This is a genomic window from Paenibacillus macerans, from assembly GCF_900454495.1.
GTDB lineage: Bacteria > Bacillota > Bacilli > Paenibacillales > Paenibacillaceae > Fontibacillus > Fontibacillus macerans.
On sequence record NZ_UGSI01000001.1, the window covers coordinates 974,922 to 1,001,512 of the forward strand.

General features: G+C 53.3%; 21 protein-coding genes and 2 pseudogenes. 21 read left to right on the forward strand and 2 right to left on the reverse strand.

The features are described 5' to 3' along the window. Window positions 1-153 precede the first annotated feature (153 nt). From DYE26_RS04540 to DYE26_RS04560, 5 genes are all read left to right on the forward strand, one after another. Window positions 154-633, forward strand: coding sequence for a MarR family winged helix-turn-helix transcriptional regulator (locus DYE26_RS04540; protein WP_036622576.1), 480 nt, complete (start codon window positions 154-156; stop codon window positions 631-633). Continuing rightward, on the forward strand, window positions 630-1,901 hold the full coding sequence (locus DYE26_RS04545) for an MFS transporter (RefSeq protein ID WP_036622578.1): 1,272 nt from the start codon (window positions 630-632) through the stop codon (window positions 1,899-1,901). The genes DYE26_RS04540 and DYE26_RS04545 overlap by 4 nt, the downstream gene beginning before the upstream one ends. 131 nt (window positions 1,902-2,032) lie before the next feature. After that, entirely contained in the window at window positions 2,033-3,604 is a 1,572-nt protein-coding gene (locus DYE26_RS04550) for a spore germination protein (protein ID WP_036622580.1), read from the forward strand. A 16-nt stretch (window positions 3,605-3,620) separates the two neighbouring features. Next, entirely contained in the window at window positions 3,621-4,850 is a 1,230-nt protein-coding gene (locus DYE26_RS04555) for a Ger(x)C family spore germination protein (protein ID WP_051985407.1), read from the forward strand. Window positions 4,851-4,869: 19 nt separating this feature from the next. After that, window positions 4,870-5,958, forward strand: a complete 1,089-nt coding sequence (locus DYE26_RS04560) for a GerAB/ArcD/ProY family transporter (protein ID WP_051985408.1) — start codon at window positions 4,870-4,872, stop codon at window positions 5,956-5,958. 69 nt (window positions 5,959-6,027) lie between these two features. Here DYE26_RS04560 and DYE26_RS04565 read toward each other — a convergent pair whose 3' ends face one another. Then, window positions 6,028-6,210 (reverse strand): hypothetical protein, encoded by a 183-nt coding sequence (locus tag DYE26_RS04565; RefSeq protein WP_036622582.1) that lies wholly within the window; start codon window positions 6,208-6,210, stop codon window positions 6,028-6,030. A 332-nt stretch (window positions 6,211-6,542) separates the two neighbouring features. Here DYE26_RS04565 and DYE26_RS04570 point away from each other — a divergent pair. Together DYE26_RS04570 and DYE26_RS34020 are read left to right on the forward strand one after the other, a co-directional pair. Continuing rightward, window positions 6,543-7,697 (forward strand): annotated as a pseudogene (locus DYE26_RS04570) (family 8 glycosyl hydrolase); the annotation flags it as partial. Window positions 7,698-7,763: 66 nt separating this feature from the next. Next, complete coding sequence (locus DYE26_RS34020; RefSeq protein ID WP_227872773.1) at window positions 7,764-8,123, forward strand: discoidin domain-containing protein; 360 nt, start codon at window positions 7,764-7,766, stop codon at window positions 8,121-8,123. Between the two features lie 600 nt (window positions 8,124-8,723). On the opposite strand, the gene DYE26_RS04575 is transcribed toward DYE26_RS34020, so the two are convergent. After that, on the reverse strand, window positions 8,724-12,074 hold the full coding sequence (locus DYE26_RS04575) for a DEAD/DEAH box helicase (RefSeq protein ID WP_036622584.1): 3,351 nt from the start codon (window positions 12,072-12,074) through the stop codon (window positions 8,724-8,726). Window positions 12,075-12,244: 170 nt separating this feature from the next. On the opposite strand from DYE26_RS04575, the gene DYE26_RS04580 reads away from it, so the two are divergent. From DYE26_RS04580 to DYE26_RS34025, 14 genes and pseudogenes are all read left to right on the forward strand, one after another. After that, window positions 12,245-12,964, forward strand: a complete 720-nt coding sequence (locus tag DYE26_RS04580) for an FHA domain-containing protein (RefSeq protein ID WP_244927432.1) — start codon at window positions 12,245-12,247, stop codon at window positions 12,962-12,964. A gap of 1 nt (window position 12,965) precedes the next feature. Continuing rightward, complete coding sequence (locus tag DYE26_RS04585; RefSeq protein ID WP_036622586.1) at window positions 12,966-13,946, forward strand: glycerophosphodiester phosphodiesterase family protein; 981 nt, start codon at window positions 12,966-12,968, stop codon at window positions 13,944-13,946. Window positions 13,947-14,022: 76 nt separating this feature from the next. Then, window positions 14,023-15,669 carry an AraC family transcriptional regulator gene (locus DYE26_RS04590; protein WP_051985410.1) on the forward strand — a complete coding sequence of 549 codons (1,647 nt, stop codon included), beginning with the start codon at window positions 14,023-14,025 and terminating at the stop codon, window positions 15,667-15,669. Between the two features lie 120 nt (window positions 15,670-15,789). Further along, on the forward strand, window positions 15,790-16,836 hold the full coding sequence (locus DYE26_RS04595) for an ABC transporter substrate-binding protein (protein ID WP_036622588.1): 1,047 nt from the start codon (window positions 15,790-15,792) through the stop codon (window positions 16,834-16,836). Beyond that, window positions 16,833-17,870 (forward strand): FecCD family ABC transporter permease, encoded by a 1,038-nt coding sequence (locus DYE26_RS04600; RefSeq protein ID WP_082207752.1) that lies wholly within the window; start codon window positions 16,833-16,835, stop codon window positions 17,868-17,870. Before DYE26_RS04595 ends, DYE26_RS04600 begins: the two co-directional genes overlap by 4 nt. After that, window positions 17,863-18,891, forward strand: coding sequence for a FecCD family ABC transporter permease (locus DYE26_RS04605; protein WP_036622590.1), 1,029 nt, complete (start codon window positions 17,863-17,865; stop codon window positions 18,889-18,891). Before DYE26_RS04600 ends, DYE26_RS04605 begins: the two co-directional genes overlap by 8 nt. 12 nt (window positions 18,892-18,903) lie before the next feature. Beyond that, complete coding sequence (locus tag DYE26_RS04610; protein WP_036622592.1) at window positions 18,904-19,830, forward strand: alpha/beta hydrolase; 927 nt, start codon at window positions 18,904-18,906, stop codon at window positions 19,828-19,830. Between the two features lie 7 nt (window positions 19,831-19,837). Next, window positions 19,838-19,915, forward strand: a pseudogene (locus DYE26_RS34765) (PEP-CTERM sorting domain-containing protein); the annotation flags it as partial. A gap of 659 nt (window positions 19,916-20,574) precedes the next feature. Beyond that, window positions 20,575-21,624 carry an ABC transporter ATP-binding protein gene (locus tag DYE26_RS04620; protein WP_036622594.1) on the forward strand — a complete coding sequence of 350 codons (1,050 nt, stop codon included), beginning with the start codon at window positions 20,575-20,577 and terminating at the stop codon, window positions 21,622-21,624. Next, window positions 21,617-22,420 (forward strand): ABC transporter permease, encoded by an 804-nt coding sequence (locus DYE26_RS04625; protein ID WP_036622596.1) that lies wholly within the window; start codon window positions 21,617-21,619, stop codon window positions 22,418-22,420. The genes DYE26_RS04620 and DYE26_RS04625 overlap by 8 nt, the downstream gene beginning before the upstream one ends. 7 nt (window positions 22,421-22,427) lie before the next feature. Further along, a complete protein-coding gene (locus tag DYE26_RS04630) occupies window positions 22,428-23,213 on the forward strand; it encodes an ABC transporter permease (RefSeq protein ID WP_036622598.1) in 786 nt (261 codons plus the stop codon). Between the two features lie 864 nt (window positions 23,214-24,077). Next, window positions 24,078-24,395 carry a winged helix-turn-helix domain-containing protein gene (locus DYE26_RS04635; RefSeq protein ID WP_051985411.1) on the forward strand — a complete coding sequence of 106 codons (318 nt, stop codon included), beginning with the start codon at window positions 24,078-24,080 and terminating at the stop codon, window positions 24,393-24,395. Between the two features lie 254 nt (window positions 24,396-24,649). Continuing rightward, window positions 24,650-25,444, forward strand: coding sequence for a hypothetical protein (locus DYE26_RS04640; RefSeq protein WP_051985412.1), 795 nt, complete (start codon window positions 24,650-24,652; stop codon window positions 25,442-25,444). A 66-nt stretch (window positions 25,445-25,510) separates the two neighbouring features. After that, window positions 25,511-26,557: a hypothetical protein gene (locus DYE26_RS34025; RefSeq protein ID WP_051985413.1), complete on the forward strand. Its 1,047-nt coding sequence runs from the start codon at window positions 25,511-25,513 to the stop codon at window positions 26,555-26,557. Window positions 26,558-26,591 lie beyond the last annotated feature (34 nt).

Genomic DNA, 26,591 nt, shown 5'->3' on the forward strand with positions numbered 1-26,591 from the left:
CGGCGTTTTACTGGCAGTGTATTCGCGGCTATGTCCGAAAGGAAAGGATAATGACCTATGCAGCGGAAAAAATCTGCCGGCGGCTTTGACAAAAAAAGTTAGCTATAATATAATTGTTATAACAACTAATTTGCGGAAAGGGAAGTATTGCGGATGGAGGCGGATCAACGCGGGGCCGACTTGGCGGTCGGCTTCATTATGGGCGTGACCTACCGGAAAATCGCGTCATTGCTGCAGCATCGTTTGAAGGAGTACGACATTACCCCGGAGCAGTGGTCCGTGCTTAATCAGATTGACCAATCCGAGGGTTTGATTCAAAAAGAAATCGCCGACCGCTGCGGCAAAGACAAGCCTACGACCACGCGCATCCTCGATTTATTGGAAAGCAAGGGCTTAATCTACAAGCAGACCGGAAAGCAGGACCGCCGATCCTTTGCGGTGTTCAGTACGGAGCGCGGCAGGGCGTTAATCCGGGAAACAATCGCGCTGGAGCAAGGGGTCACGGAAGAGGTGAAGCGCTGCATGTCCGAAGAGGAGTACCTCATGCTGCTGAATTTGCTGGAGCGGGTCAACGCGCACATTTCCAGGCAGCTGGAGCACAATCAGATAGAGAGTGGGAGAAATCAGAGATGAAAGCATCCATTCAATCCGAGCCATTGTGGACGAGGTCGTTTATTTCGTTAACGATCTCTACTTTTTTGCTGTTTTTAAATTTGCATATGCTGCTGTCTTCATTTTCGGCTTACGTCAAAAACGAATTGGCCGCCACAGATTTGCAGGTCAGTCTGGTGACCAGCGTGTTTGCGGCTTCCGCCATCGTTACGCGCTTTTTGGCGGCGGCATTGTTAAAAAGAATGTCTTCGAACAGCTTGTTGTTCATCGGCCTGGCCATTGCGGCGGCCACGACTGCGCTGAACAGCCTGGCCGGTTCCGTCGGGGGGCTGCTGATCGTCAGGGCCGGATACGGGGTCGGCTTCGGGATCGCCAGCACGATTCTGCCGACGCTCGTTTCGCAAATCATACCGGTCCGGCGGATGGGGGAAGGCATCGGGTATTTCGGTTTGTCCACCAGCTTGGCGATGTCGGTTGGCCCGATGATCGGACTTAACGTGATGGGGCTGTTTGGATTCGGCACATTGACGCTGGCCGGTTCGGCAGCGGTGGTGATCATGATTCCGCTTTTGCTGCTGACCCGGGCGCTGCCGCCCGCATCCCGCGGCCAAGCAGCGGGCAAGGTTAATCAAGAGGAGGCGTCCGGCGGCCGAAAGGAAGGCGAAGGCAAGATAACCCGCGGCTTCAACCGCAAGCTCTTGTTCCCCGCTTTTTTAAATGTTGTATTGGCGATTACCTACAGCGGGTTGCTCAGCTTTATCGCGCTTTACGGAGAGTTTGTCCATTTGTCCCAGGTTGGCCTGTTTTTCCTGTTTAACGCCTTTACGATCGTCATTATCCGCCCGATCTCCGGCCGCATCTTCGACAGCAGGGGACATGCCGCCGTTCTTTTGCCCGCCGCCGTGTCGGTGATCGCCAGCATGGTGATCCTATCGTTCACAACGTCGCTGGGCATGCTGATTTTGTCGGCATTGCTGTACGGGCTTGGCTTTGGCGCGATTCAGCCGACGCTACAGGCCTGGATGATCCGAAGCAGCTCGCCCGAGCAATACGGTGCGGCCAACAGCATGTTTTACAATTCCACCGATTTCGGCGTTGCGATCGGATCGGTCATTTTGGGAGCGATCGCTTCCGCTACGGATTACGCCGTAATGTACCGGTATTCCGCCGGGTTTATGGGCATGTTCATGGTCATTTATTTGCTGGTCATGGCGGCGGCGCGGAGCGGGCAAGCTAGGGCAACCTCGAAATCATTGAACGATAAACTTGAACGGGCAAGCGAAAACTAAAAAACATTATTGACAAGAGCGGGGCGCAAAGGAATGACCTTTGTGCCCCGCTCTTTTTGGCTTTCCTTGAATCGAATACAAATTATGGATATAGGCCATATTACTGTTAGTTCACGGGTTGGAGGCGCGTTATGAGGAAACTAGGCCGAAATCTACGAAAAGGAAGCCGGGGGAGAGCCACGGCCCCTGCGGATCGGGAAATGGGTCAAACATTAAGCGATGGCTTGGGCGGCTCATTATCCGGTACGCTTGCTTATCTCCGCTCAAAAATGGGGGGCAGCTCCGACGTCGTCATTCGCCGGCTGCAAAACCGCGGTCCGGAAGGAGAGGACATCGCTATCTGTTATGTTGGCGGGCTTATTGATCAAATGCTTTTAAGCGAATTGATCGACGATTTGGACAAGCGTTTTTTTGCTGCGGATCGGGACTATCAGCACCGGCCGATCGCCGAACAAATCAGTACCGGAAACGTAAAGCGGATTACCAGCGGCAGCGATCTGATCTCCTCCTTATTGAGCGGTTCGGCCGCGATCATTATCGACGGGACGGAAGGCGCCATCGTTGCCCCCATACCGGGGGGACCGCGCAGATCGGTCGAAGAGCCTTCGACCCAGACCGTCATTCGCGGGCCAAAGGAAGGATTTACCGAGGAGATGTCCACGAATATGGCTTTGCTGAGACGAAAAATCAGGTCCCCCGATTTGCGTTTCGAAAGCAGAACGGTGGGGACTTATACGCAAACGAAGGTTGTCGTCGCTTATATCGAGGGAGTTGCCAGTCCTGCCGTGCTTCAAGAGGTACTTAACCGCCTTGATGCCATTCATACGGACAGCATTTTGGAAGGCGGTTATATCGAGGAATTTATCCAGGACAAAGTGTTCACCCCGTTTCCGACAATCATGAACACGGAGCGTCCCGACGCCGCGGCGGGAAGTTTATTGGAGGGACAAGTTGTCATTCTGGTGGACGGGAGTCCGTTTGTGCTGATTTGCCCGGTCACGTTTTTCAAATTTTTCCTGTCCAGCGAAGATTATTATCAACGTTACGATATTTCGACCTTTTTGCGTTGGATCCGCCTGCTTTCCTTTTTAGTCGCCATGCTGCTTCCTTCCTTATATATCGCCGTGACCACCTTTCATCCGGAAATGCTGCCGACCACGATGCTGATCAGTCTGGCGGCGCAGCGTGAAGGCACGCCCTTGCCGGCCCTGTTTGAGGCCTTGCTGATGGAAATCACGTTTGAAGTCATCCGCGAAGCCGGGGTTCGTATGCCGCGGGTGGTCGGGTCGGCGATTTCGATCGTCGGCGCGCTCGTCTTGGGGCAGGCTGCGGTGCAAGCCGGTTTGGTATCCGCCGCGATGGTCATCATCGTATCGTTTACGGCCATCTCCAATTTTGTCATCCCTACGTTCGGCATGTCGTCCGCGGTCAGACTAATCCGCTTCGGATTAATGCTCTTGGCCGGAACGTTTGGATTGTACGGCATTTTGGCCGGCCTGATCCCGCTCCTGATGCACCTTGTCTCCTTAAGATCGTTTGGGGTCCCTTATTTATTGCCGATCGCCCCTCTGAGCTTTACGAATATGAAGGACGTCTTTATTCGGGCGCCCTGGCCGAAGATGAAGAAGCGTCCGGCGTACATCAACGAAGACAACAAAACGAGACAAGGCTCCGTACCGAACGACGGGCTGAATAAAAAGTAGGGGAATGAGCGCCAATATGCGGATGTTTTTGTTGCGCTGCGCTGCAGCGGTCATATTTCTTACTGCAACCGGATGCTGGAATCGTACGGAACTTAATGAGCTGGGCATCACCGTGGCCACGGGATTCGACCGGTCCGGAGACGAGTGGGAAATCTCCTACCAGATTGTCGTTCCCTCCGCCACGGGAGCCAGCCAGGGAGGAGGCGCCGGCGGCGGCGGCTCTCAGCCCAGCGTGTCCGTGTTTACGACGAAAGGAAAGACGATTCGTGAAGCGGTCGCTCACGGGTATGAGGAGAATCCGCGCCAGCTCTACTTCGGCCACACCGAGATCACGATCATCGGCAAAGAGGCGGCGGAAGCGGGGATTAACCAAATTTTGGATTTATATTTCCGCACGGTCGAAGCGCGCGAAACCGTACTGGTTGCCGTTACGGATCGCAAGGCCTCGGATATGTTGAGAAATATGGTGCCTCGGGAGAAAATTCCCGGCAGCGCGCTGGCCGATATCATGCGTAAACAGAGTGCCAATTCTTCCTATTTTCCAATCATTAACCTGTTTCAGCTGGCGCTAAAAATTTCGTCCGACTCGCGGGCGGCCGGCGTACCGGTTATAAGCGTTCCGGAAGGAAGCGAAAAGCCTTTGGAATCCCTGGATATCAACAAAACCACCTCTCCCCCCGTTAAAATGAAAATCGTGCGGCTGGGAGTATTCAAAGGCGATCGGCTGGCGGGATGGCTGAACCGGGCGCAGAGTTACGGCATTGCCTGGCTTACCGATCAGGTAAAGGGCAGTACTCTGTCGTTTACTTGTCCGCGGACCGATTCTAAGGGTTCCCTGCGTATTATTACAGCGAAAACGAATATAACGCCCGTAAAGGCGGGGGATCATTACAAAATGAAGGTCAACATTCAAGCCAGCGGAGATTTGATGGAATATATGTGCGAGGGCGATCCCTTTAGTCCAAAGACGATACAGGCGCTCGAGCGGGAAGTTGGCGTTACGATTATCGATACGGTTAATACGGGTTGGGAAGCCGCGCAAAAAATGCGCGTGGATTTGCCGGGATTTGCCGGAAAGATTCATCGGAAAGATCCTAAAGCCTGGAGACAGCTGAAGGATCACTGGGAAGAGGAACTCTCCAAGATCGAACTGGAAGTGCATGTGACGGTAAAAATCGAGCGTCCCGGCTTATTGAAGAAATCGTTTAAGCAGTTGTCCCAAAAAACGGCCCCAGGTGGCGGATGAAGCAGGAAGAAGGTAAATCATGAAGCAGGAGAAATCCGGACTTGCCGAATTTATAAGCGGATTTGTTTTGTTTGAGGTCGGGAGCACCACGTTGTTTCAAATCGGCGGTGAAGCCGGGCCAGATGCGTGGGCAGCCATGGCCATCGCCGCCGTTGCCGGGTTCATTCTTTTAATGATGTACTGGGCCATTCACCGCCGCGATCCCGACCTCGATCTGTTTGAATTGTGCCGAAAATATTTGGGGAAAACGGCAGGTTCGCTGCTTTCCGCCTTGTTCGTCGTTTATTTTGCTTATGAAGCCTCACGTAATTTGCGCGATTTGGGAGAATTGGCCGCTTACGTACTGCTGAACCGAACCCCGCTGGTGGTCATTATGCTTATCGGGATCGCCATCGTGGCCAGCAGTGCCAGATACGGCCTTCGGGTCGTGTTTCTTTGCGGTCTTGTCTTGTTTCCGTTCGTTGTTTTAAGTTATATGACACTCATTTCGATGATCGGGGGACTGGGGCTAATGAACTTTGAAAATATGCTCCCCGTATTGGAAAACGGCTTAAAGCCCGTTTGGAAGGAAGTCCCGAATATCATCTCTTTCCCTTTCGCTCAACCGGTGCTGTTTCTGGTATTTTTTTCGCGGCTGAAAACGAAGCAAAATGCCCGCAAGGCGCTTTTGATCGCCTATGGGAGCACTGCCGTGTTCCTAATGGCCGTCAATCAAATCAACGTGCTGGTGCTCGGCCCCAAACTGGCGAACGCGGTAGCCTTTCCGCTGCTGCAGACCGTGCAACTGATCGAATTGGCCGAAGTGTTTGAGAGGATGGATGTGCTGTTTGTCGTTGTTTTGTTCATCGGGCTAGGCGCCAAATTGCTTCTGTTTTATATCGGCGCCGTACAGGGATGCGACCGGGTTACCGGAGTTCCTTATAAAAAATGGATCATTCCGGTGGGCGTAGCGATTTTTGGTGCTGCTTTAACATCTCCGAATTATTCGCATTTTATATGGGTCGGCCTCGAAGTTGTGCTGAAGTGGTACCCGCTGATTCAAATATGCGCTCCGGCGCTGCTGTTCATGGCGATGCTGATCAAGCGCAAAAAAAGGCCACAGCAGTAAGAAAAAATCCGGCGATATCCTAAAAAAAATCCGCCATGGCCAGCGGCCAAGCGGATCTTTATCGGCGATTTATTGTTTTGCGGAATCGGTGTTGGCAAACGGCGCCGGTTTGGCCACCCATTCGTCGGCTTCCGGTTCGATGTCCACACCGCTTTTCATTTTCTTTTGCTCGGCCATAGAGTCGCCGGCGGGATCGATTTTATTGCGAAGTTTGGCTTCGTCGCGGGAGTGCTGTCCATTGTGCTGTTCCATGCTGTTCCTCCTTGTTGTTTTACTCTGTTAATGGTAGTTTGCCTTATTTATCGTTTCCCGATCCGCGCAATTACAAACATTTTCGCTTTCCGTCTTGCTTTAACTTCATGTTCAATTGTAATAAAATACATTTAAGGACATTCTTGCTATTCATATCCGACAACCGAAAACGTAAGCCATGATTTACACTTTCGATTCGAGGAGGAATGATGATGCGTTTGACAAGGAAAGCCGCAGTACCTGCTCTAAAGCTTCAAAGGTTATGTCTGCTGCTTATTTGCATGACGGTGTTCGTTTCGGCGGGATGGCTCGGTCCGGAACGGCGTGCGAGCGCTGCCGGAGAATTAAAACCTTTTCCGCAGCAGGTCAGCTACCCGGGGATTATTAAGCCGAATCACGTGACGCAAACGGAGATGAACCAAGCCGTGGCGGAGTATTACGACTATTGGAAAGCGAAATACCTCAAACACGACTTAAAATCATTGCCGGGCGGGTATTACGTGAAAGGAGACATCACGGGTGATCCGGACGGCTTTACCGCATTAGGTTCCTCCGAAGGTCAAGGGTACGGGATGATCATTACCGCGCTGATGGCCGGCTACGATCCCGACGCCCGGACGATTTACGACGGTTTGTTTAAAACGGCAAGGGCTTACAAAAGCTCGGGCAATCCCAACCTGATGGGCTGGGTCGTGGCGGACGATCCGGCCGCGCAAGGGCATTTCGGTTCGGCCACCGACGGCGATCTCGACATCGCTTACTCGCTTATTCTCGCTCACAATCAATGGGGATCGGGCGGACCGGTCAACTATTTGCAGGAAGCGAAAAAAATGATCACGGACGGCATCAAAACCAGCTACGTGACCAAGACCTACCGCTTGAACCTGGGCGATTGGGACTCCAAAGACGCTCTCAACACGCGCCCTTCGGACTGGATGTTCAGCCATCTTCGGGCTTTTTACGAAGTGACGGAGGATGAAACCTGGATTCACGTCATCGATAGTTTATACAATGTGTACCGGCAATTCAGCGAAGCTTATTCGCCAAACACCGGGCTGATCTCGGATTTTGTGGTGGGGAATCCGCCCAAGCCGGCGCCGGAATGGTATTTGGACGAGTTCAAGGAAACCAACCTGTATTACTATAATGCAAGTCGGGTTCCGCTGCGCGTCGTGATGGATTACGCCTTGTACGGGGACACGCGGGGCAAAGCGATCACGGACAAGCTGGCGGCCTGGATTCAAAGCAAGACCGGGGGATCGCCCGCAGGTATCAAAAACGGGTACAAGCTGGACGGCTCGGCGGTCGGGGACTACGCCACGGCGGTGTTTGCCGCTCCGCTCATCTCGGCGGGAACGGCCTCCAGCGCCAATCAGGCATGGGTTAACGCCGGGTGGGATTGGATGATCCATCAGAAAGAGGACTATTTCAGCGACACCTACAATTTGCTGAACATGCTGTTTCTTTCCGGCAACTGGTGGAAACCGGAGGCCCAGACCGTGCCGCCTTCGACGCCCAATCTGGCCTTAAACAAGCCGGCGGTGTCCAGCTCTGTGGAAGGCGTGGGATTTGAGCCGGCCCAAGCGGTCGACGGCAATCAAATGACGAGATGGGCCAGCCGCGAAGGCAGCGACCCGGAATGGATCTACGTGGACCTGGGATCGGTCCGGCAAATTACCGGCATTAAGCTGCGCTGGGAAGATGCCTATGCGACGCAGTATAAAATCCAGGTATCCACCGACAATGGCGATCCCGAGCACTGGACGGACGTCTACACGGCGACAAGCGGAGACGGGGGCGTGGACGAAATCCCGCTGGACTCCAAGCCGGCCAGATACGTAAGAATGTACGGGATCGAGCGGGGAACCCCATACGGCTATTCGCTATACGAGTTTGAGGTTGCCGGGCAGTAGCGCGGCAAGGATAATCGCTGGTGACTGGTGACTGGTGACTGGTGACTGGTGACTGGTGACTGGTGACTGGTGACCGCTGACTGCTAGCCGCTAACCGCTAGCCGTTGGCCGTTAGCCGCTAGCGCTTGGCCGTCAGCCTCTGGCCGTTGGCTGCTGACGGCTGGTCGCTGCCCCCTGGCCCCTGGCCACTCACGCTGGCCGGCTGTCCCGTTGTCCGGGAGTCCGCGGAAATAACGGCATAAAATGTCCTTATATTCTACAAAAAAGGGAGAATAGCATAAATAGAGGATTTTTTTGTCGCTATTCTACACAGATGGGGGTAAAAGGCGCTGTTTTCCAAGCTTGATCTTCAAATAAGGACCAAAAGTACCGCTATTTTTCGCAGGAGAGGTAAATCTCGAAAATAGCGACATAAATTGCTCTTATTTCCGGCAATATAAGCTGCGTAACATAAGCTACTGAACATAAGCTGCGCAACATAAGCTACTCAACATAAGCTGCGCAACGTAAGCTACCCAAGTTCCTACTTCACCTCTCTACGCCAAAAGCATGGATTTGCACATGAAAAACCCGCCGGAGTGAATTCTACGGCGGGTTTTTTCATATCATCAGAATTTCCCGGATTTCCTGCTCGGTGAGCGCCGAGAACGATTCCTCGCCAGGCTTCAGCACTTCCTCCACGAGGTTCTTTTTCTTCTGCTGAAGCTCGTACATTTTGTCTTCGACCGTCCCTTGCGCTACCAGGCGGATCACCTGCACGATGTTTTTTTGCCCGATCCGGTGGGCGCGGTCGGCGGCCTGCTCCTCCACCGCGGGGTTCCACCACAAATCGTACAAAATGACGGTGTCCGCGCCGGTCAGATTCAGGCCGGTACCGCCCGCTTTCAGCGAAATCAGGAACAGATCGCGCTCGCCTTCATTAAACCGGGTGCAGAGCTCGACCCGTTCGGAAGCGGGGGTTTTCCCGTCCAGATAGAAAAACGGCAGTCCCCGGTATCCCAATTCGCGGCCGATGAGCCCCAGCATTTCCGTAAACTGCGAGAAGATCAGCACGCGTTTTCCGGCGCCTTGGCATTCCTCCACCATTTCCATCAACTGCTCGAATTTGGCCGAGCCGCCTTCGTAACCGTCGACGAACAGGGCGGGATGGCAGCATAGCTGGCGCAGCCGCGTGAGTCCGGCCAAAATGCGGATGCGGTTTTTCTGGAAGGCGTCCTCGTTTAAATGCTTTAACGTTTCCTGCTGCAGCTTGGCCAAATAGGCCACGTACAGCTTCTTCTGTTCAGGCAGCAGTTCGGTCGCCTGCAATGACTCGATTTTTTCCGGCAGCTCCTTTAGCACGTCGGTTTTTACGCGGCGCAGCAGAAACGGGCGAATCCGCTTTGCGATCGTATCCCGGGACAGCTCGTTAAACGCTTGGCGGCTTGGGAAAAGCTCCGGGAACACGGCGCTGAAAATCGACCATAACTCCTCCAGCGAATTTTCGATCGGCGTCCCCGTCAAGGCAAACCGGTGCCGCGCCTGAAGGCTTTTGACCGCTTGCGCGGTTTGGCTGGCATAGTTTTTAAAGCTTTGCGCTTCGTCCAAAATAAGCGTATGGAACGACAGTTCGGCAAATTGCTCGATGTCCCGGCGCAGCAGGGGATAGGAGGTGATGATCACATCGGCTTCGGCCGCTTCCCTGAGCGCCCTCACCCGTTCGGCTTTGCTGCCGTCGGCGATCACCGCCTTGATTTCGGGAGTAAACTTCTCCAGTTCGTTTTTCCAGTTGTATATCAAGGAAGCGGGCGAGACGATCAAAGCCGACTGCCCGGACGCGGCGATCTCCGGGAGCACCGATACGATGAAAGCGATTGATTGCACCGTTTTGCCGAGGCCCATATCGTCGGCCAAGATCCCGCCGAAACGGTAATGGGCCAGTGTCTTTAACCACTGGTAACCGTAAGCCTGGTAATCCCGCAAAACGCCGGAGAGCTGCGCCGGAACCGGGAAGTCCAGATGATCCGGATTCCGCAGGTTATGGAGCAGCTTCCGCAGCGATTTGCCAAGCTTGATCGGGCTTCCCGGCTCCGTCTGCTCCTGGAGGTGAATCCCGCGGCTGACCGGCAAACGGAATTCGCTGCCTTTAATTTCATTCCGGCGAATGCCGAACTCGTTCATAAATTTGACGATTTCCTGGAATTCGGCGCTTTCCAGCGGCATCAACGCTCCGTTCGGAAGGCGGTAGTAGCGTCTTTTTTCTTCGATAGCCAGCAGCAAGCCGCGAATTTCCGATTCATTGATCCCGTCCATGTCAAAGCGGAACTCCAGCCAGTCCGTACGCTCGTCCAGCTCCACGGAAATTTTGGGCGGCCGCAGGTCGGACAGGAGCCTAACCTTCACGGCCGAGGTGGCATAAATTTCAAGCAGCTTCTCAAGCTCGGGCACGACATGGTACAGAAACTCATATTCCGCTTCTTCGTTGTCCAGAAAATAGCCGCTTTCCGTTTTCGCGAACGAGCTTGCTTCCATCAGCTCGAGAATTTGCCGTTCCTTTTCGCTGTCCCGCAGCAAAATCAGGTCGGTTCCCCGCTTGGGGCCATGTTCTTCCAGGGGGTTAAAAATAATGTCCCCGTATTGGAACTCCAGTCCGGCGAGCAGGCGATCCTTCACCCGGTCCAGATACAGCTTGGCTTTAAGCTGCGTGCGGACCATCCGTCCGGCAACGTTGTCCTCGATTTCGATTTTGCCGAGCTTGGCCAGTCCGGGCAATACTTTTTCCGCAAATGGCTCGATCTGCTCCGGCTGAACGATGATCCGCTGCTTGCGGGCCGTCGCCAGCAGATGTTTGATTTCCGCCAGACGCCGGCACTCCGCCGCCGGCTTTTTTATGATTTTGCCTGCGGTCAGAATGACCCCGTAATCTTCCAAAACAATGCAATCGTCAAGACCGCGGACGGCAAAATGAAAGTGGTTGTCCCCGGCTTCGCCCAGCTCGAATTGCAGCGGCAGCGGTTCATCGGAAACCGCCAGGCGGGGCCAGGTTTGTCCATCTTGCTCCAGCTCGGCAGCCGGGGCTTCCGTCAGCAGAGGCAGCACGCGGTCCCAAAAAAACGGCGGGATCGGCAGCAGCCGGTCCCCGTTCCCGTATTTCTTGGCAGGCATATAACCGCCCAAGGTTTCCGTGTACATCCGCTCGTTGCGGTTAATTTCAATGAGCTGCTGCAGCAGCTGCTCGTCGGCCGGCAGAAAACTGTGGCGGTCCGGATCGTAGCAGAAATGCTTGGAAAAGACGAACGGTTCGCGCCGGCCTGCTTTATCGAGAAAGTCCCGGATGTTTTTGACGATATAAGGCCGTTTCTCCCCGACTTTCATCTCCAGCCCAAACATATACTTCCGGTACCCGTAAGGTACGGGACGCAGCGTAAAAACGGCTTGCAGCGGCGTTCTTGCATCGAAGCGGGTTCCGGCGCGCAGCGGCTGCTTCGTGTTGTCCTCGAACAAATGCATCATGTCGCGGGCGATCCAGATGTCCCGGGAAGATATTTCAACCGGACGCGCTTGGGAAGCGGCGTTCCGGGCCGCGCCCAAAGCATCGTCTGCCCCGCGTTCCCCATATCGCTCGTCCTCCTCAAGTCCCGTATGCAGCAGGGAAGGATAAGAACGCACCGGGGGCTTGCCGTTTTGCTGCAGATCGTGCACGCCCAGCAGTACCGCCGCGATATGTTTGCAATAATTGGTATAGGTATAAAAAGCCGGACAATTGCACTCCGCGTGGACGTCCCCGTGTTGATCGATCTGCACCGATACGTGATACAGGCCCGTTCCCGACACATCCGCTGCGTAGACGCGGGAGGCGTGGTCGATTTGCTGAAAGATTACTTTCCCGGCCCGGTAATAGGCCTCTCCGCGCTCGTAAGAAATGCGTCCGCACAACAATTTGATCACACGCTGCGTTAGTTGAAAGCTCATGGTTTATTTCCTTTCTCCGTTCGACAATGATCTCCCATTATGATAACAGAAAAGGGACCATCGGAAAAACGCCCGGCCCATTTTGCTCGCGCCAACGCCATCAGTCAATTGTCAGTGTATTGTTAGCCGGGTTGCCATGTTGCCCGCCCGCAAATTAAGATAAGATGATGATGTTGCATGGAATGGAGGGAGCAGGGCTGGATACTTTCGCCTGTATTTATATTCTTCGGGGGGAGCCGTTCCGCCCCGGATCGTGCGTAAATTTATGCCAGAACGTTATGGAGATCGGCCGCGCCTCTTCCGGGAGCGCCCCGGATCTGGCGTTCACGAATATCTTCATTTCCCGCAAGCATTTGACCCTGCGGAAAGAGGGGGACCGGGTCGTGGCATACGACCGCGGCAGCCGTCACGGAACGGAGCTGAACGGGGTGCGGATGATTCCGAATGCTCCCTATATGCTGGAAACGAACGATATCCTTAAGCTGGCAAGAGGAACGGGCGTGCTGCATTTTTCGTATTCGCCGGGGGAGCAGACACTGGAATTCGAACCGCCGGATGATCTGCCGTACGGGCAAGAGACGGAGGGCGAGGATGTCGTGATTCATTGGGAAAAACGGGAATGCATCGTGGGCGGCGTAAAAATTTCGATGTCGGAACGGGAGTTTTTGCTGCTTCAATTGCTCCATGAGCATCCCAATCGTCTGGTGGCGATCCCGGCGATCAAACAGCGGGTTTGGTATGACCGGCAAAGCGGCCCGGACGGCCTGCCGGACGTCGCGATGGACGAATTAAGCACGCTGATCTACCGCATCCGCAAAAAGTTCGGCAGGGACACGTTCCAGATCAGCGCGGTCCGGGGCAGCGGGTATATTTTGGAGAAGGAGTCATAACATGCTCAGAAAGATGATAAGGCGAAAAAGGACGTGGCTCCTGCTTGCTTTTCTCGTTTTCGTTTACATAAACAATTCATCGCACTTCACGGCTTCGCGGGGCGGCGAGCCTAAATTGCTGGCCCACCGGGGACTGGCGCAAACTTTTCCGCTGGAGGGCGTTGAGAACGATACCTGCACCGCGGAGCGGATTTACGAGCCGGAGCATCCCTTTTTGGAAAATACGATCGCTTCCATGGAAGCGGCGTTTGCGGCGGGGGCGGATATGGTGGAGCTTGACGTCAAGCCGACTAAGGACGGGCAGTTTGCCGTGTTTCACGATTGGACCTTGGATTGCCGGACCAATGCGCCAAGGACGACGAAGGATTATACGCTGGCCGAGCTGAAAATGCTGGATATCGGCTACGGGTATACGGCGGACCAAGGGGCGACGTACCCGTTCCGCGGCAAAGGCATCGGGCTGATGCCGTCGCTGCCGGAGGTGCTGGAGCATTTTCCCGGCAAAGCGTTCCTCATTCACGTCAAAAGCAATGATCCGGAGGAAGGAACGCAGCTGGCGGATTTCTTATCGACAAGGCCCCCGGAGGAGCGGAGCTTGCTGACCGTTTATGGCGGCGACGAGCCGATCCGCACGCTGCAGGAGCAGTTGCCGGACCTGCGGGTCATGTCCAAGGCGACGCTGAAGCGATGTTTGCTGTCGTACGAGGCTTCCGGGTGGACGGGATACATTCCGGCCGCTTGCCGGAATACGGAACTGCACATTCCCGAGAAAATCGCCCCGTGGATTTGGGGGTGGCCGGACAAGTTTCTGAACCGGATGGACTCGGTCGACACGCGGGTTGTTGTGGTCGGCGGCGACGGCAGCGATTTTTCCAGCGGCTTCGACACGGCGGAGGACCTGAAGCGGCTGCCGGCCGGATACTCCGGCTGGATCTGGACGAACCGGATCGATAAAATCAGCGCGGAACTGGGCAAGGATTAAGGATTGATGTTGAGTACGGCTATCCATATACTTAAAGCTAGTACATAAGTATATCGATAAAGCGAGATGTCGGAACATGAAGCAGGCGAAAAATGACTTGAAACTAAGCAAGCTGGGTGAGTTATCATTCCGGCTTCGTTCCGTTGAGAACGTAAAGGGCGATACCGGAAGTGTCTTAAGGCAGCAACTGGCCATGGCGTTTGTTTTGATCGTGGCGGTTCGGGGCAGCGTGCGGCTGATCATCGACCAGGAGCCGGCGGAGCTGGACCGGAGCAGCGTTTTCCTCGCGGTTCCGGGGCAGACGTTTGGCGCCGCCGAGCGGAGCGGGGAGGCCGAGTTGTATGCCTTTTACTTCGATGTGTTTGCCTGCCCGCAAAAGGGTCACAGCGAGGGGCGGAGCATCCTCCGAATAGACCGTTCTTCCGAAGCGCTGCCGCGTTCGGGAAAAATGTTCGTTTATCCAAACGATCAGCTGGCGGCGATGAGCGCCGATCTGTATCGGACATGGCATGGCGAGGACGAGATGGGGCATTTCCGCTGTCAGATCGATTTGCAGGAAATGCTTTTTCACATTTACCGGAACCGCCGGTCAAAGCCGGAAAACGCTGGCGCGGCCGTGGAATACGCCAAACGTTACATCGAGGAGCATTACGCCGAGCCGATTACGATCGAGCGGCTGGCCCGGATCGCGGAGCTAAGCCCGAAATATTTCGTGGAGTTATATAAGAAAAAATATGGCAAAAGTGCGATCGAATACGTTACGGAACTGCGTATGCGGCAGGCGAAGCGGCTGATGGCGCAGTCCCCGGCCAAGCTGCGCGACATCGCGCACATGATCGGCTATACGGATGAGTTTTATTTCAGCCGCAAGTTTAAACAGGAGATCGGCGTATCGCCGAGCGCCTATATGCAAAGCAGCCGCCGGAAGCTGGCGGCCTACAGCCCGCCGGTGCTCGGCTATCTGGTGCCGCTGGGGATTTTGCCGCACGCGGCGCCGCTCCATCCCAAGTGGACGGAATACTATTACCGCGAGTTCAGCGGGGAAATTCCGGTGCAGTTCAGCGCTTACCGGTACAACGAGGACTGGCGGGCCAATTTGGAGCAGCTTCGGCAAATTTCCGCCGATCTGATCCTCGCCGCCGATACGATTTCGCCGGAAGAACAAGCCGAGCTGGAGCGGATTGCTCCCGTGAAGCTGCTTGCCGTTTCCCGTCTCGACTGGCGGGAGCAGTTTGCGTCGCTGGCCGGGGAATTGGGCGAAACATGGCAGGCCGGAACATGGCTGGAAGATTATTCTTTTCAATTGAAGCGGACGAAAGAACTGCTGCCGCTTGCGCTCCGCCAGGGAACGGTGGCCGTGATCCGCATGGTGGACGAAAGCCTGTTTCTCCACTGCAATCGCGGCATGGCCGGGCTATTGTACGGCGATTTGGAATTGCTTCCCGCTTATGCCGGGGAAACGGACGTTTACAACCGGCCGGTAAGCCTGAAGGAGCTAAGACGAATCAACCCCGATCATATTTTGATGATAGTGCGTCAGGACAGCGAGACGATCGATGCGTGGGGAAGATTGCAAAAGCGCCGGGAATGGCTGGCGCTCCCCGCCGTTGAACGGCAAAAGGTGCGCATGCTGACATCGGACCCGTGGCTCGAATATTCCCCGCATGCGCATCTCCGCATGCTGGAGCAGCTTGCCCGGTTGTTTCCGGGAGAATGTCCATAATTGTTCCGAAGATAATCCATGGTAAAGCGGAAGTCCTCTTTTTATAATCGACAATGATAATCATTATCATAAATAAGCGATGATGATTTTGTCCGCATATGGAAAGGGGTCTACGGAGAGATGAAAAAATTGACTTGGGCAGCGTTGCTTATCCTGCTGTTTACATTGGCGCTGACGGCGTGCGGGTCGGGGAAAAGCGATGAAGCGGGGGCGGGGCAAAACGCTGCGGGGAACGCGAATGCCGCTTCATCGAATGCGCCGGCGAATCCGGCCGCGGATGCAAATGCCGCCGGGAATGGGCAGGCAGCCGGGACGGGAACGCGCACGCTTGAATATTTGGGCCAGACCTATCAGGTTCCGGCCAAGGTGGAGCGGATCGTCATTACCGGATCGATGGAGTCGATGGAGGATGCCCTGGTGCTGGACGTGCATCCGGTAGGCGCGATTTCGTTCGGCGGAGCTTTTCCGGAGCGTTTTGCCAAGGTAACGGATCAGGCGGAATCGATCGGGGAGAAAATCCAGCCTAATTTCGAAACGATTCTGAAGCTTAAACCGGACGTTATTCTCGGCTCGACGAAATTTCCCGCAGAGGTAGCGGAGAAGCTCGGCAAAATCGCGCCGACCGTCCTCGTCTCGCATTTGGCCGTCGACTGGGAAGCGAATTTGAACCTGCTGGCGGAGCTGACGGGGAAGCAGGCGGCGGCCGACAAGGCGATTTCGGAGTACCAAAGCGATCTGGAGAAAGCCAAAGCGGAACTGACCGGGAAACTCCAGGATCAAAACGTGCTGACGGTGCGAATCCGTACCGGGAAGCTGTTTATTTATCCGGAAACGGTATTTTTGAACCCGATTTTGTATGAGGATCTTGGTTTGAAGGCGCCGGCGGAGGTTGCCGCGGCCAAAGCGCAGGAAGAAGTGACGGTCGAGCAGTTTGCCGCGATGAATCCGGACTATTTGTTTATTCAGTTTGCGAGCGATGAGAATCAGGAGACGAAAACGGCGCTGGACGAATTTTTGAATGACCCGATCGTCAAAAACATAAATGCGGTGAAGAACGGCAAAGTGTTCGTGAACGTGATCGATCCGCTGGCGGAAGGAGGCCCTGCGTGGAGCCGGATCGAATTCCTCAAAGCGGCGCAGGAACGGCTTGCCGAAGTAATGGAATGAGCGGGAATATTCGAACCGGGACGCCGGCGGGAATACGCAAGCTGAGAATAGCGGGCCTCCTGACTCTGGGCATTCTGCTCATCGCCGTCACGATCGCGGGGTCGGTGCTGCACGGAACGAAGCCGATCACCTACGATAAGGTATGGGACGCGGTCGTTCATTTTGATGCGGGCAACATCGATGATCAGATCGTCCGCGCGTCCCGGATTCCCCGGGCGCTCGGCGCGCTGCTGATCGGCGCGCTGCTCGCCGTTTCCGGCGCCTTGATGCAGGGAATTACCAGAAATCCGCTGGCCTCGCCTTCCATAATGGGGATTTCGGACGGTTCGGCGTTTGCGGTCACCTTGTGCATGGCGTTTATGCCGGGAACGACGAACATGGGGATGATCGGGTATTCCCTGGCCGGCTCGGCGCTAGGCGCGTGTCTCGTGTTCGGCTTGTCCAGGGTGCTGCCCGGCGGTTCCTCCCCCGTCATGCTGGCGGTGCTGGGCACGCTTTTGGGCACTTTTCTCGGCGGGGTGTCCCAGGCCTTGGCCAGTTATTTTCAGGTATCGCAAAATATCAGCTTCTGGTACAACGCCCGGCTGCACGATATCGCACCGGAAATGCTGTGGCTGGCCGTTCCTTTCGGGATCTTCGGACTGCTGCTCGCCCTGCTCTTGGCCCGTCCGGTAACGGCGCTTGCGTTGGGGGATGAGCTGGCGTCGGAATTGGGGCTGAACGTCAAGCTGATCAAAGCGGCGGCAATGCTCGGCGTCGTCGTCATGACCGGCGCCGCCGTGGCGATCGCGGGGAAAATCGCCTTTGTCGGTTTGATCATGCCGCATATTACGCGGCTTTTGGTAGGGCCGGATTACCGGAGGGTGATTCCGTTTGCGGCGCTGCTTGGCGCTTTGTTTTTAGCTTGGTGCGATTTGCTCAGCCGCTTTCTGAATCCGCCGTTCGAGGTGCCGGTCGGCGTCGTTACCGCGCTGTTTGGCGTGCCTTATTTCCTCTACTTGATCAAGACGAGAGGAGGGGAAAGAAGTGAGTAGGCCTTATTCTTCGGCGCGGTTTTGGCTGGTGTTTTCCGTCTGTTGCGGCCTTGCGTTATGCGGGATGTACCTCGGCCTCACAAACGGGTCGTTTGACCTGTCGGTTCGCGATGTCTTCGGGACGCTGCTCCGCATCGATCCGCAGCGGGACCGCGACCTGGTCATCTTCGAATTCCGGCTGCCGCGGATCGTGATCGGCGCTTTGGTCGGCTGCGGGCTTGGCGTGGCCGGCGCCGCGCTGCAGGGGATTACGCGAAATCCGCTCGCCGATCCCGGCATTTTGGGCATTCATGCCGCGGCGGGTACGGCGGTGGTTTTGTTTATGTTTTTTGTGCAGGGGACGGTGAATGGCGGCGGTTTCGGCTCGGTTTTATCGATGCCGCTGTTTGGCTGGATCGGCGGTCTCGCCGCGGCAACGCTGCTCTATTTCTTTTCCGGCCGGAATGGAATCATCGACCCCCAGCGCTTGATCCTCGTCGGCATCGCGCTTGGCTCGGGCTTTGGCGCCATTACATTGTACGTATCCCTGAAGATGAATCCCCAGGATTTCGAAATGGCCACGGTCTGGCTGACGGGCAGCATATACGGCGCCAGCTGGGAGCAGGTGTTGACGACGCTGCCGTGGCTGCTGGTGCTCATCCCGGTCATTTGGCGCAAAGCGGGCGTGCTCGACATGATGCAGTTGCATGAGACGAGCGTTATCGGCCTGGGCGTCCGGGCGGGAGCAGAGCGGCAGTGGCTGCTCGTTTGCAGCATCGGGCTTGTCAGCGCCTGTGTAGCGGTGTCGGGCAGCATCGGCTTTGTCGGGCTGATCGCCCCGCATATCGCTCGGCGGCTGGTCGGCATCCACTACCGCTATGTGATTCCCGCCTGCGGCGCGATCGGGATGGCGATGGTCATCATCGGCGACTTGATCGGCAGGACGGTGTTTGCGCCGGTGGAGTTGCCCGTGGGCATCGTCATCTCGATCATCGGGGTGCCTTATTTCGTTTACCAATTATATCGGGCAAGAAGAAGTTAGGAGGGGGCCATCATGAATCAGACGCTGGAGAAACAGCCGTTTTGTATCCCCGGGGCTAAGCAATGGAAAATGAAGAGCCGCGGCGGACGCGATTACCGCATCATGCTGTGGAAGCCGGACGGGCCGGCCCCTGAGGGCGGCTTCCCGGCGATTTATTTGCTCGACGCCAACGCCTGTTTTGGGGCGATGGCGGAGGCGGTGCGCATGCATGCGCGCGGACCCCATCGGCTGGAAGCTTCCGCCGTCGTCGGCATCGGGTATGAGACGGATCAGCCGTTTGACACGGACGCCCGTTTCTACGATTTTACGATCCATGCTGATCATGAGGAGCTGCCGCAGCGCCCGATTGATGTACCGTGGCCGCAAACCGGGGGAGCGGAGCAGTTCCTGGCGTTTATCGAAGAGGAGTTAAAACCGCTTGTCGAGCGGGAGGTGCCGATTAACCGCACCCGTCAAACGTTGTTCGGCCACTCGCTGGGCGGCTGGCTGGTGCTTTACACGCTGTTTACGCGGTCCCGGGCTTTTCAATATTATGCCGCCGGAAGCCCGTCGATCTGGTGGAAAAATCGCTGTATCGTGCCGGTCGCGGAACACTTGATTCGGCAATGGAGGGAAGCGGCGGGGCCGGGGCCGGCCTCAGATGATGGTTTCGCCGGGGATTCCCCGGTAACCGTGAACTCCCCGGCAGGGGAGGCGAAGCCGCCCAGCGGGCTTTATCTTGGCGTCGGCAGCCTGGAAAAGTCGCATATGATCGAAGACGCCAAAGCATTGTACGAACGGTTGAATACCGCCGGCATCCCCGGGTTCCGCGTATCCTACACATGTTTCGCGGAGGAAACCCATCTATCGGTACTGTTTCCGTTTATCGTCCGGGTGATTCGCGATACGCTGAAGCCATGCGTTGGGGAAACATTAAGCTTGCCGCCGCGGTTACCGTGATACGCCCGAGCCCGCCAGCCTAGCCGGAACTCTAACGGTTGCCGCAGCGGCTATTTGCCGAAAAAAGACCTTTTCGAAATTCTAACGGTTGCCAGCGCCGTTATTTGCCTGAATCCAAGCAAAAATTACGGTTTTCGGCGAAATAAGCTCCATGGCAACCGTTACAGTTTGAAATCAACGGTATTAGAACAAATAGCGCTTGTGGCAACCGTTAGAATATTGGTGTAGCTAGAAAATGTATCTTGTCAGATTTAATGCAACGCTAGTGCCAGGGCAACCGTTAGAACGGTTCTAGGTTCAGATTTGTTGCGGCGCTAGCGACTTTTGTCCAGTACTTTGGAAATCCGCGATTCACACATCCCCCGTGCAACACTTCATCACGCTTGATATACAACACCTTTTACTACTCCCTGTGCTATTCTCAGTGTTACGTCCTGTACCTATGCCCTGTACTGCGCCCCGCCTTTCTTCGGTATAACCGCCCGCCTCACAGGCTTCTCGCCAACCGCTTTTCAGACTAAATTTTGTATCGGCGCAACCTTCCCCCTCTTTTTTATACTTTTTTAAGTATTCGTTTAGAGATGTTTTAGACCTGACGGTTATGCTTAGTGACAGGAAGTTCAGTCAGGCGTGCCGCGCTTCCGAACATCCGATAGAAGAATGCGCTTATAAGGTCTGGTGCTTTGGTGGAAGTTACTATATAATTTTTAGCGGGCTAAAATTTATATACAAGCGAGGGATGACATGGCTGCCATTGAAGTGCGCGACTTGCGCAAGACGTTTAAAGTGCAGAAAAACCGCGAAGGCCTCAAAGGGGCCTTTCTTGATTTGTTCAAGAGGGAGTACAACGAAGTGGCCGCCGTTAAAGATATTTCTTTTCAGATTCCGGAAGGGGAGATCTGCGGATATATTGGGGAAAACGGGGCCGGGAAGTCGACGACGATCAAAATGCTGACCGGCATTTTGGTGCCGACTTCGGGACATTTGAAGGTAGGGGGCTTTGTGCCTTATGAGGAGCGCGAGAAATTCGTGCAGCATATCGGCGTCGTGTTCGGGCAGCGCAGCCAGCTGTGGTGGGACATCGGCGTAATCGAATCGTTTGAGCTGCTGCGCAAGGTGTACCGCGTGCCGCAGGCCGATTACAAGAAGCGGCTCGACGAGCTGGTGGAACGGCTGCAGCTGCAGGAGCTGCTGAACCGCCCGGTGCGCAAGCTGAGCCTGGGGCAGCGGATGCGCTGCGAGCTCGTGGCCGCGCTGCTGCACAACCCGTCGATCGTGTTCCTCGACGAACCGACGATCGGCTTGGACATCGTGGTCAAATCGGAAATCCGCGATTTCCTGAAAGACATGAACCGCGAGCACGGAACGACGATTTTGCTGACCACGCATGATTTGCAGGACATCGAGGCGCTGTGCTCCCGGGTCATCATGCTCGACGACGGCCGGATCATTTACGACGGCGGCCTGGAGGAACTCAAAAACCGCTGGGGGACAGGCAGGGAGGTGCTGTTCCAATTCGGGATGGCGACCAAGCTGGATCAGCTCCGGTCCTGGACCGGTTCGCTGCCGGTCGTTTGGACGGCGGAAAACGATTTGAACGCCAAGGTTTGGATTCCCCTCGACATCGGCGTGTCCGAGGTGCTGGGGCAAGTCGTCGGCAAAGCGGACATCACCGATATCAAAATCATCGAGACGAACACCGACGAAATCGTGCGCAGCATCTACCAGGCCGGTTCGGCGGAGAAAAAACCGGACGAGCCGGCCGAAAGCGAAGGTGCGGTGGTCCATGTCTAACACCTTAGGAGCTTACATCGATTTTATCCGCATCCGTTTTTTGACCATGCTGGCCTATCGGGTGAATTATTATTCGGGCATTTTGATTTATACGCTGAACATCGGGGTTTATTATTTTACGTGGAAAGCGATCTATGGCGGGGGTGGGGAACTCGGTGGCTTTACCGCCTCGCAAATGACCACGTATCTGGCCGTATCGTGGATGGCCCGCGCGTTTTATTTCAACAATCTCGACCGGGAAATTTCCACGGATATCCGCGACGGCAGCATCGCCATCCAGTTTATCCGCCCTTATAACTATTTGATGGTAAAAATGATGCAGGGCCTCGGTGAAGGGATGTTTCGCTTCATGATGCTCATGATCCCCGGCATGGCCATCGCCATGCTGCTGTATCCGGTGAAGCTGCCGACGGCGCCTTCCGCCTGGGCGGGTTTCCTCGTGATGCTGTTTTTCAGCTTTCTGATCAATTCGCAGCTCAACGTGATTACCGGGCTAATGGCTTTTTTCGTGGAAAACAACGAAGGCTTCATGCGCATGAAACGCGTCGTCGTCGACCTGTTTTCGGGGCTCATCATTCCGATCAGCCTGTTTCCATCCTGGCTTTCGGGGATCATGAATTACCTGCCGTTTCAGGCGATCACCTATTTGCCGGGCTCCGTGTTTACGGGCCGGATTCAAGGCGCCTCGATCTGGAGCGTGCTGGGCATTCAGGTCGTCTGGTTCGTGATTTTGCTGATTCCGATGGTCTGGTTGTACCGCGCGTCGCGGCGGCGCCTGTTCGTTCAAGGAGGTTGAGAACAACATGTATTATTTAGGCCTCATTGGCGAATATTTGAAAAATTATATGAAAACCCGGTTGACCTATCGCGCGGATTTTTGGGTGGAGGTCATTTCCGATTTGCTGTTCCAGGCGACAAACCTGATCTTCATTTTCGTCATCTTCATGCATACCGACAGCCTCGGCGGGTGGAGCGAAAGCGAAGTGGTGTTTGTTTACGGCTTTTTTATGGTGCCGTTTGGGGTGTTCAGCTGCTTCGTCAACATGTGGAACTTTAGCGAACGTTATATCGTCAAAGGCGAAATGGACCGGATCATGACCCGGCCGGCCTACAACCTGTTCCAGATCTTCCTGGAAAACGTCGATCCGCCGGCGCTCGTCGGCTCGATCATCGGCCTAATCATCATGGGCGTCAGCGGGGGGCAATTGGGCCTTGATTTTGAGTGGTGGACAATCCCGGCCCTGATTCTGTTCACATTAAGCGCGGTTGCCATTTACACCGGGATTTACACGACGCTGACCTCGCTGTCGTTTTATTCCGACGCGCCGACCGGCATTTTGCCGCTGATGTACAACGTGCAGGGGTATGGCCGGTATCCGGTGACGATTTACAACCGGGCGATTCAAGTGCTGCTGACCTGGATTTTGCCGTTCGCTTTCGTCGGCGTTTATCCGGCTTCGCTGTTTTTGCACCGGGAGGAGATGCAGATGATGGCTTGGCTCACTCCGGTCGTTGGCGCGGTTTTCCTGGCGATCGGCATCACCGCTTGGAACTACGGCGTGAAGCGGTACCGGGGAGCGGGGTCTTAACTTTTGCCTGTAAGAGGTTGTTCAAAAAGTCATCTTTTGAAGATATAAAATGCAAAACCATCCGTGCAGCACTTCTTTATATCGCAAGAAAAACTTCATCTTAAGGCGGTCTGTCTTCTGAGAATGTACATCGATAAAGTTTTTCTTATCACGAAGCAGGTCGTGAAGTGGTCTCGACATCGAATCTTGAATTCAGCCGGGCCAAGCATATGCTTCCGAAGCATGTTTCTTACGGAAACATTTCAGGCGCTCACGTACCCAAACGTACGCTCCGCTCCTGACGTCGCTAGCTTTATCCAACCTAAAGCGTTATGAAAAAACGCATATCGTAAGCATAAGCTTCGGTGCTGAAAAGCCGGCTTTTTGAACACGCACTAGAAGCGAATATGTCATTCGGAAAAGCCGGATTATTGGTTATTCGTAACCAGTAATCCGGTTTTTTTAGCCTTGACCAAAACAGAAAAACACCGCTGCCTATTTATTTCACCTTATGAGCTGGGAGGATGGCGGAAAAAAATGTGCTTGGATCGGCCTAGCTCTGACCATGAATTGCAAATCATACAACTGACTTTATATCCATTTACCCAATCAATCGTTTAATTGTATTTCATACAGGTATTTCCTCGTCTCTTTGCTGCTGTTCGAAATATAGCGTAGGAATTGCAGGTTTTACATTTAATCAAGCGTTGTGGCAGCATTTCCGGATAAGTAAATGTATATTTTGCAACTATCTCTTCCAGTTCTCGGCGGGGCTGTATATAGTTGTAATGACTTTGTAACCGCCAGTGTAACCATTCTGTAAGGACAAGTCGCTCTCTTTTATATTATTCTAATAATTGGAAAATAGAGAGAGGAAACAAGAATATGAACCTGACAATCCATAAGTTGCCCCTTGGAAGAGACAGTTATATTGACTTTGATAAGTCTATTTTCATGAAAAATGATCTGCCATGTGCTTTATCACATAGCGAGATTCTGTTGTTAACACGATTAACAGAGAACTTAGGTCATATCGTTCGGTATAATGAGCTTTTATCTGTACTTTTTACTGAAATAAGCGTAAGTGATTTGCAGGTGTACATAAGTCGATTGAGGAAGAAAATTGAAGTAAATCCAATAAAACCAAAATATTTAATTTCAATAAAAGGCATCGGATATATGCTAACGGCAAATAGGGAATAGGCATTTTTGTCGAATAACTTGAATGATTGAAAGAAATTCGACATGAAATGGTTGTTATAATGAACGTGAAATAAATAACAGGAGATGTAGAAAATGGGGTGATCTATGAAAAACTCATTAGCTGTAACTTTTGGTAGAAACCATTTGTTAATGTGGTGTAGGTGTCTTTTGCTTACTAGGAGAGAATTGCAAGCTGTTCGCAACATCATGAAAAGCCCGAGGCGTCGAAACTCAAATAAAGGAGATGCAGCAAATTGCAGGTTATTAAAAATATGTTCAAAATTCTATCTGCAACTTGCTTAGTAGGTCTCTGTATTACATCGATGGTTTCGGCTGAATCTCAAAATGACCAAGTCCCTGATAGAATGAATGCTGGAACCGTGATTGAATATGATGCGAATAATCAGATGGTGATCGTTGAAGAGGGAACACCTGTAACTGAATCTAATTCCAGTGTGAAGCCATTGAAATCCAACCTTACCCCGGACGAACAAAAGGCGCTTGATGAAGAAAATCAATTAGTAAACGAGATTAAAGCGGAAGCGGCAAACTATCCGGTATATAAAATTGAAAATCCAGCACCGCAACCCGGTTTGCGAGTTGAGTATGACGGCGAAGGCTATATTAAACAATTTCTTATCCAAGACGATGGTGTCTTTGTTCCTTTTAAATATAAGGCTTTGCCAGAAGGAACCAGAAAGCCGGTTGGAACCTACACCTATGGTAAACATGATAATACGATAATCATTTCAAAAAGCAAAGTGCAAGGTGAAGGGCGAATAACCAATTTTACGGATAAAAAGGGAGAAAACGAACGTAAATTACAACGTGGCGATGCGGCTACTCGGGGTGACATTGATAATCCAAAACATGGAACTAGACTGCGTGTTAGAAATTTGGATAATGACGAATCGGGTACTGTAGAAAAAAGGGATAATGGTGCTCTTCATGATGCAGTTTTGGATCTTTGGAAAACGACCGTAGAGGATTTTGGGGTAGACTGGTCAGAATACGTATCGTTTAGTGGGCGGTATTATTACAGTTTTTAATACAACAAATAGGTTGTACCCGGGGACAATATATTGTTCCCGGGTTTCATAACAAAGGTGGGGAATATGGGAAGAATAAACGTTGGTATGAAATTAGTTATATTGTTTCTTTTAACCGCTTCATTGGTCAGTTGCAGTCCTATGTATAGTAAAATATCCGATAAGTCCCTGAATAATGATTTAAGCGACTATCTGAGCATCACTTATACCAAGTATACGAACGGGACGGATACAAACGATGGCATGACGATGGAGGTGTACAGTTATGAGCTTAACAGCAAAAAGTTGACTAAAGTGACGGAATTACCCTATACATCACAATATCCCCTAACGTCGGCTTCTTTACCGGAGCAGAAAATTTACTATTCTGGGGAGGGGGAGCAGGATGAAGACGAACTTTTTGTTTATGATTTAAAGACACAAGTTTCAAAGCAGCTAAGTTCCAATCTTTTTGCGATCAACAGTATTGTTCCTTTTACTGCCGATAACAAGCTGATTATGGTAGCGGTAAAACAAGGCGAAAGAAACTTGAAAATTGGCTTTTTTGATAAGGAAACCGGTGATATTCGCTTTGTGAATGATCAAGATTTGGATACCACTACGTGGGACATCGCTTATAATCCGGAAACCAACAAAACGTATGCGGCCCAATACTCTGAAGCCCAGGACTACATTCAATTAAGGAAAGCAAATAAAGCGCATAAGGATATGATCCCGCCTAATCACTCGATCGTTGAGATCGACAATGCAACGCTAGCGACTCGCAAAATCATCGAACTGAAAGAGGAGCAAATTCTATGTTTAACCGTAAGCGGTGAGCAAATTCTGATAGCCACGACAAAAGTGATTAATGGCAGTTCGGTGGAGTATAGCATGATTAATGTTAACACAGGTGAAAGAACGAAAATAGATTTACCTTTTATAGCGAGAAGCGGTATAGCTCTGTCTAAGGATGGGAAAGGCATTTATTACTTGGGTGAAGACGCAAATGCCAAAGCAGATCAAAGAGGGGTATTTTATCTCGACCTGACAACTAAGAAAGCGGAGCCAATATTTCTTCAAGATGACGGGTTTATCAATAATTTCAGTTACATTCGACCCGGTTCTAAATAGCAGCAAATGAAGGGGGAAAGTCGAGCGGGATCCG

Coding starts and splice junctions, on each gene's coding strand:
- DYE26_RS04550 (WP_036622580.1), top strand. CDS start 2,033: ATGAGGAAACTAGGCCGAAATCTACGAAAAGGAAGCCGGGGGAGAGCC.
- DYE26_RS04555 (WP_051985407.1), top strand. CDS start 3,621: ATGCGGATGTTTTTGTTGCGCTGCGCTGCAGCGGTCATATTTCTTACT.
- DYE26_RS04540 (WP_036622576.1), top strand. CDS start 154: ATGGAGGCGGATCAACGCGGGGCCGACTTGGCGGTCGGCTTCATTATG.
- DYE26_RS04610 (WP_036622592.1), top strand. CDS start 18,904: ATGAATCAGACGCTGGAGAAACAGCCGTTTTGTATCCCCGGGGCTAAG.
- DYE26_RS04545 (WP_036622578.1), top strand. CDS start 630: ATGAAAGCATCCATTCAATCCGAGCCATTGTGGACGAGGTCGTTTATT.
- DYE26_RS04600 (WP_082207752.1), top strand. CDS start 16,833: ATGAGCGGGAATATTCGAACCGGGACGCCGGCGGGAATACGCAAGCTG.
- DYE26_RS04585 (WP_036622586.1), top strand. CDS start 12,966: ATGCTCAGAAAGATGATAAGGCGAAAAAGGACGTGGCTCCTGCTTGCT.
- DYE26_RS04565 (WP_036622582.1), bottom strand. CDS start 6,210: ATGGAACAGCACAATGGACAGCACTCCCGCGACGAAGCCAAACTTCGC.
- DYE26_RS04590 (WP_051985410.1), top strand. CDS start 14,023: ATGAAGCAGGCGAAAAATGACTTGAAACTAAGCAAGCTGGGTGAGTTA.
- DYE26_RS04635 (WP_051985411.1), top strand. CDS start 24,078: ATGAACCTGACAATCCATAAGTTGCCCCTTGGAAGAGACAGTTATATT.
- DYE26_RS04595 (WP_036622588.1), top strand. CDS start 15,790: ATGAAAAAATTGACTTGGGCAGCGTTGCTTATCCTGCTGTTTACATTG.
- DYE26_RS04560 (WP_051985408.1), top strand. CDS start 4,870: ATGAAGCAGGAGAAATCCGGACTTGCCGAATTTATAAGCGGATTTGTT.
- DYE26_RS04620 (WP_036622594.1), top strand. CDS start 20,575: ATGGCTGCCATTGAAGTGCGCGACTTGCGCAAGACGTTTAAAGTGCAG.
- DYE26_RS04575 (WP_036622584.1), bottom strand. CDS start 12,074: ATGAGCTTTCAACTAACGCAGCGTGTGATCAAATTGTTGTGCGGACGC.
- DYE26_RS04625 (WP_036622596.1), top strand. CDS start 21,617: ATGTCTAACACCTTAGGAGCTTACATCGATTTTATCCGCATCCGTTTT.
- DYE26_RS04630 (WP_036622598.1), top strand. CDS start 22,428: ATGTATTATTTAGGCCTCATTGGCGAATATTTGAAAAATTATATGAAA.
- DYE26_RS34025 (WP_051985413.1), top strand. CDS start 25,511: ATGGGAAGAATAAACGTTGGTATGAAATTAGTTATATTGTTTCTTTTA.
- DYE26_RS04580 (WP_244927432.1), top strand. CDS start 12,245: ATGTTGCATGGAATGGAGGGAGCAGGGCTGGATACTTTCGCCTGTATT.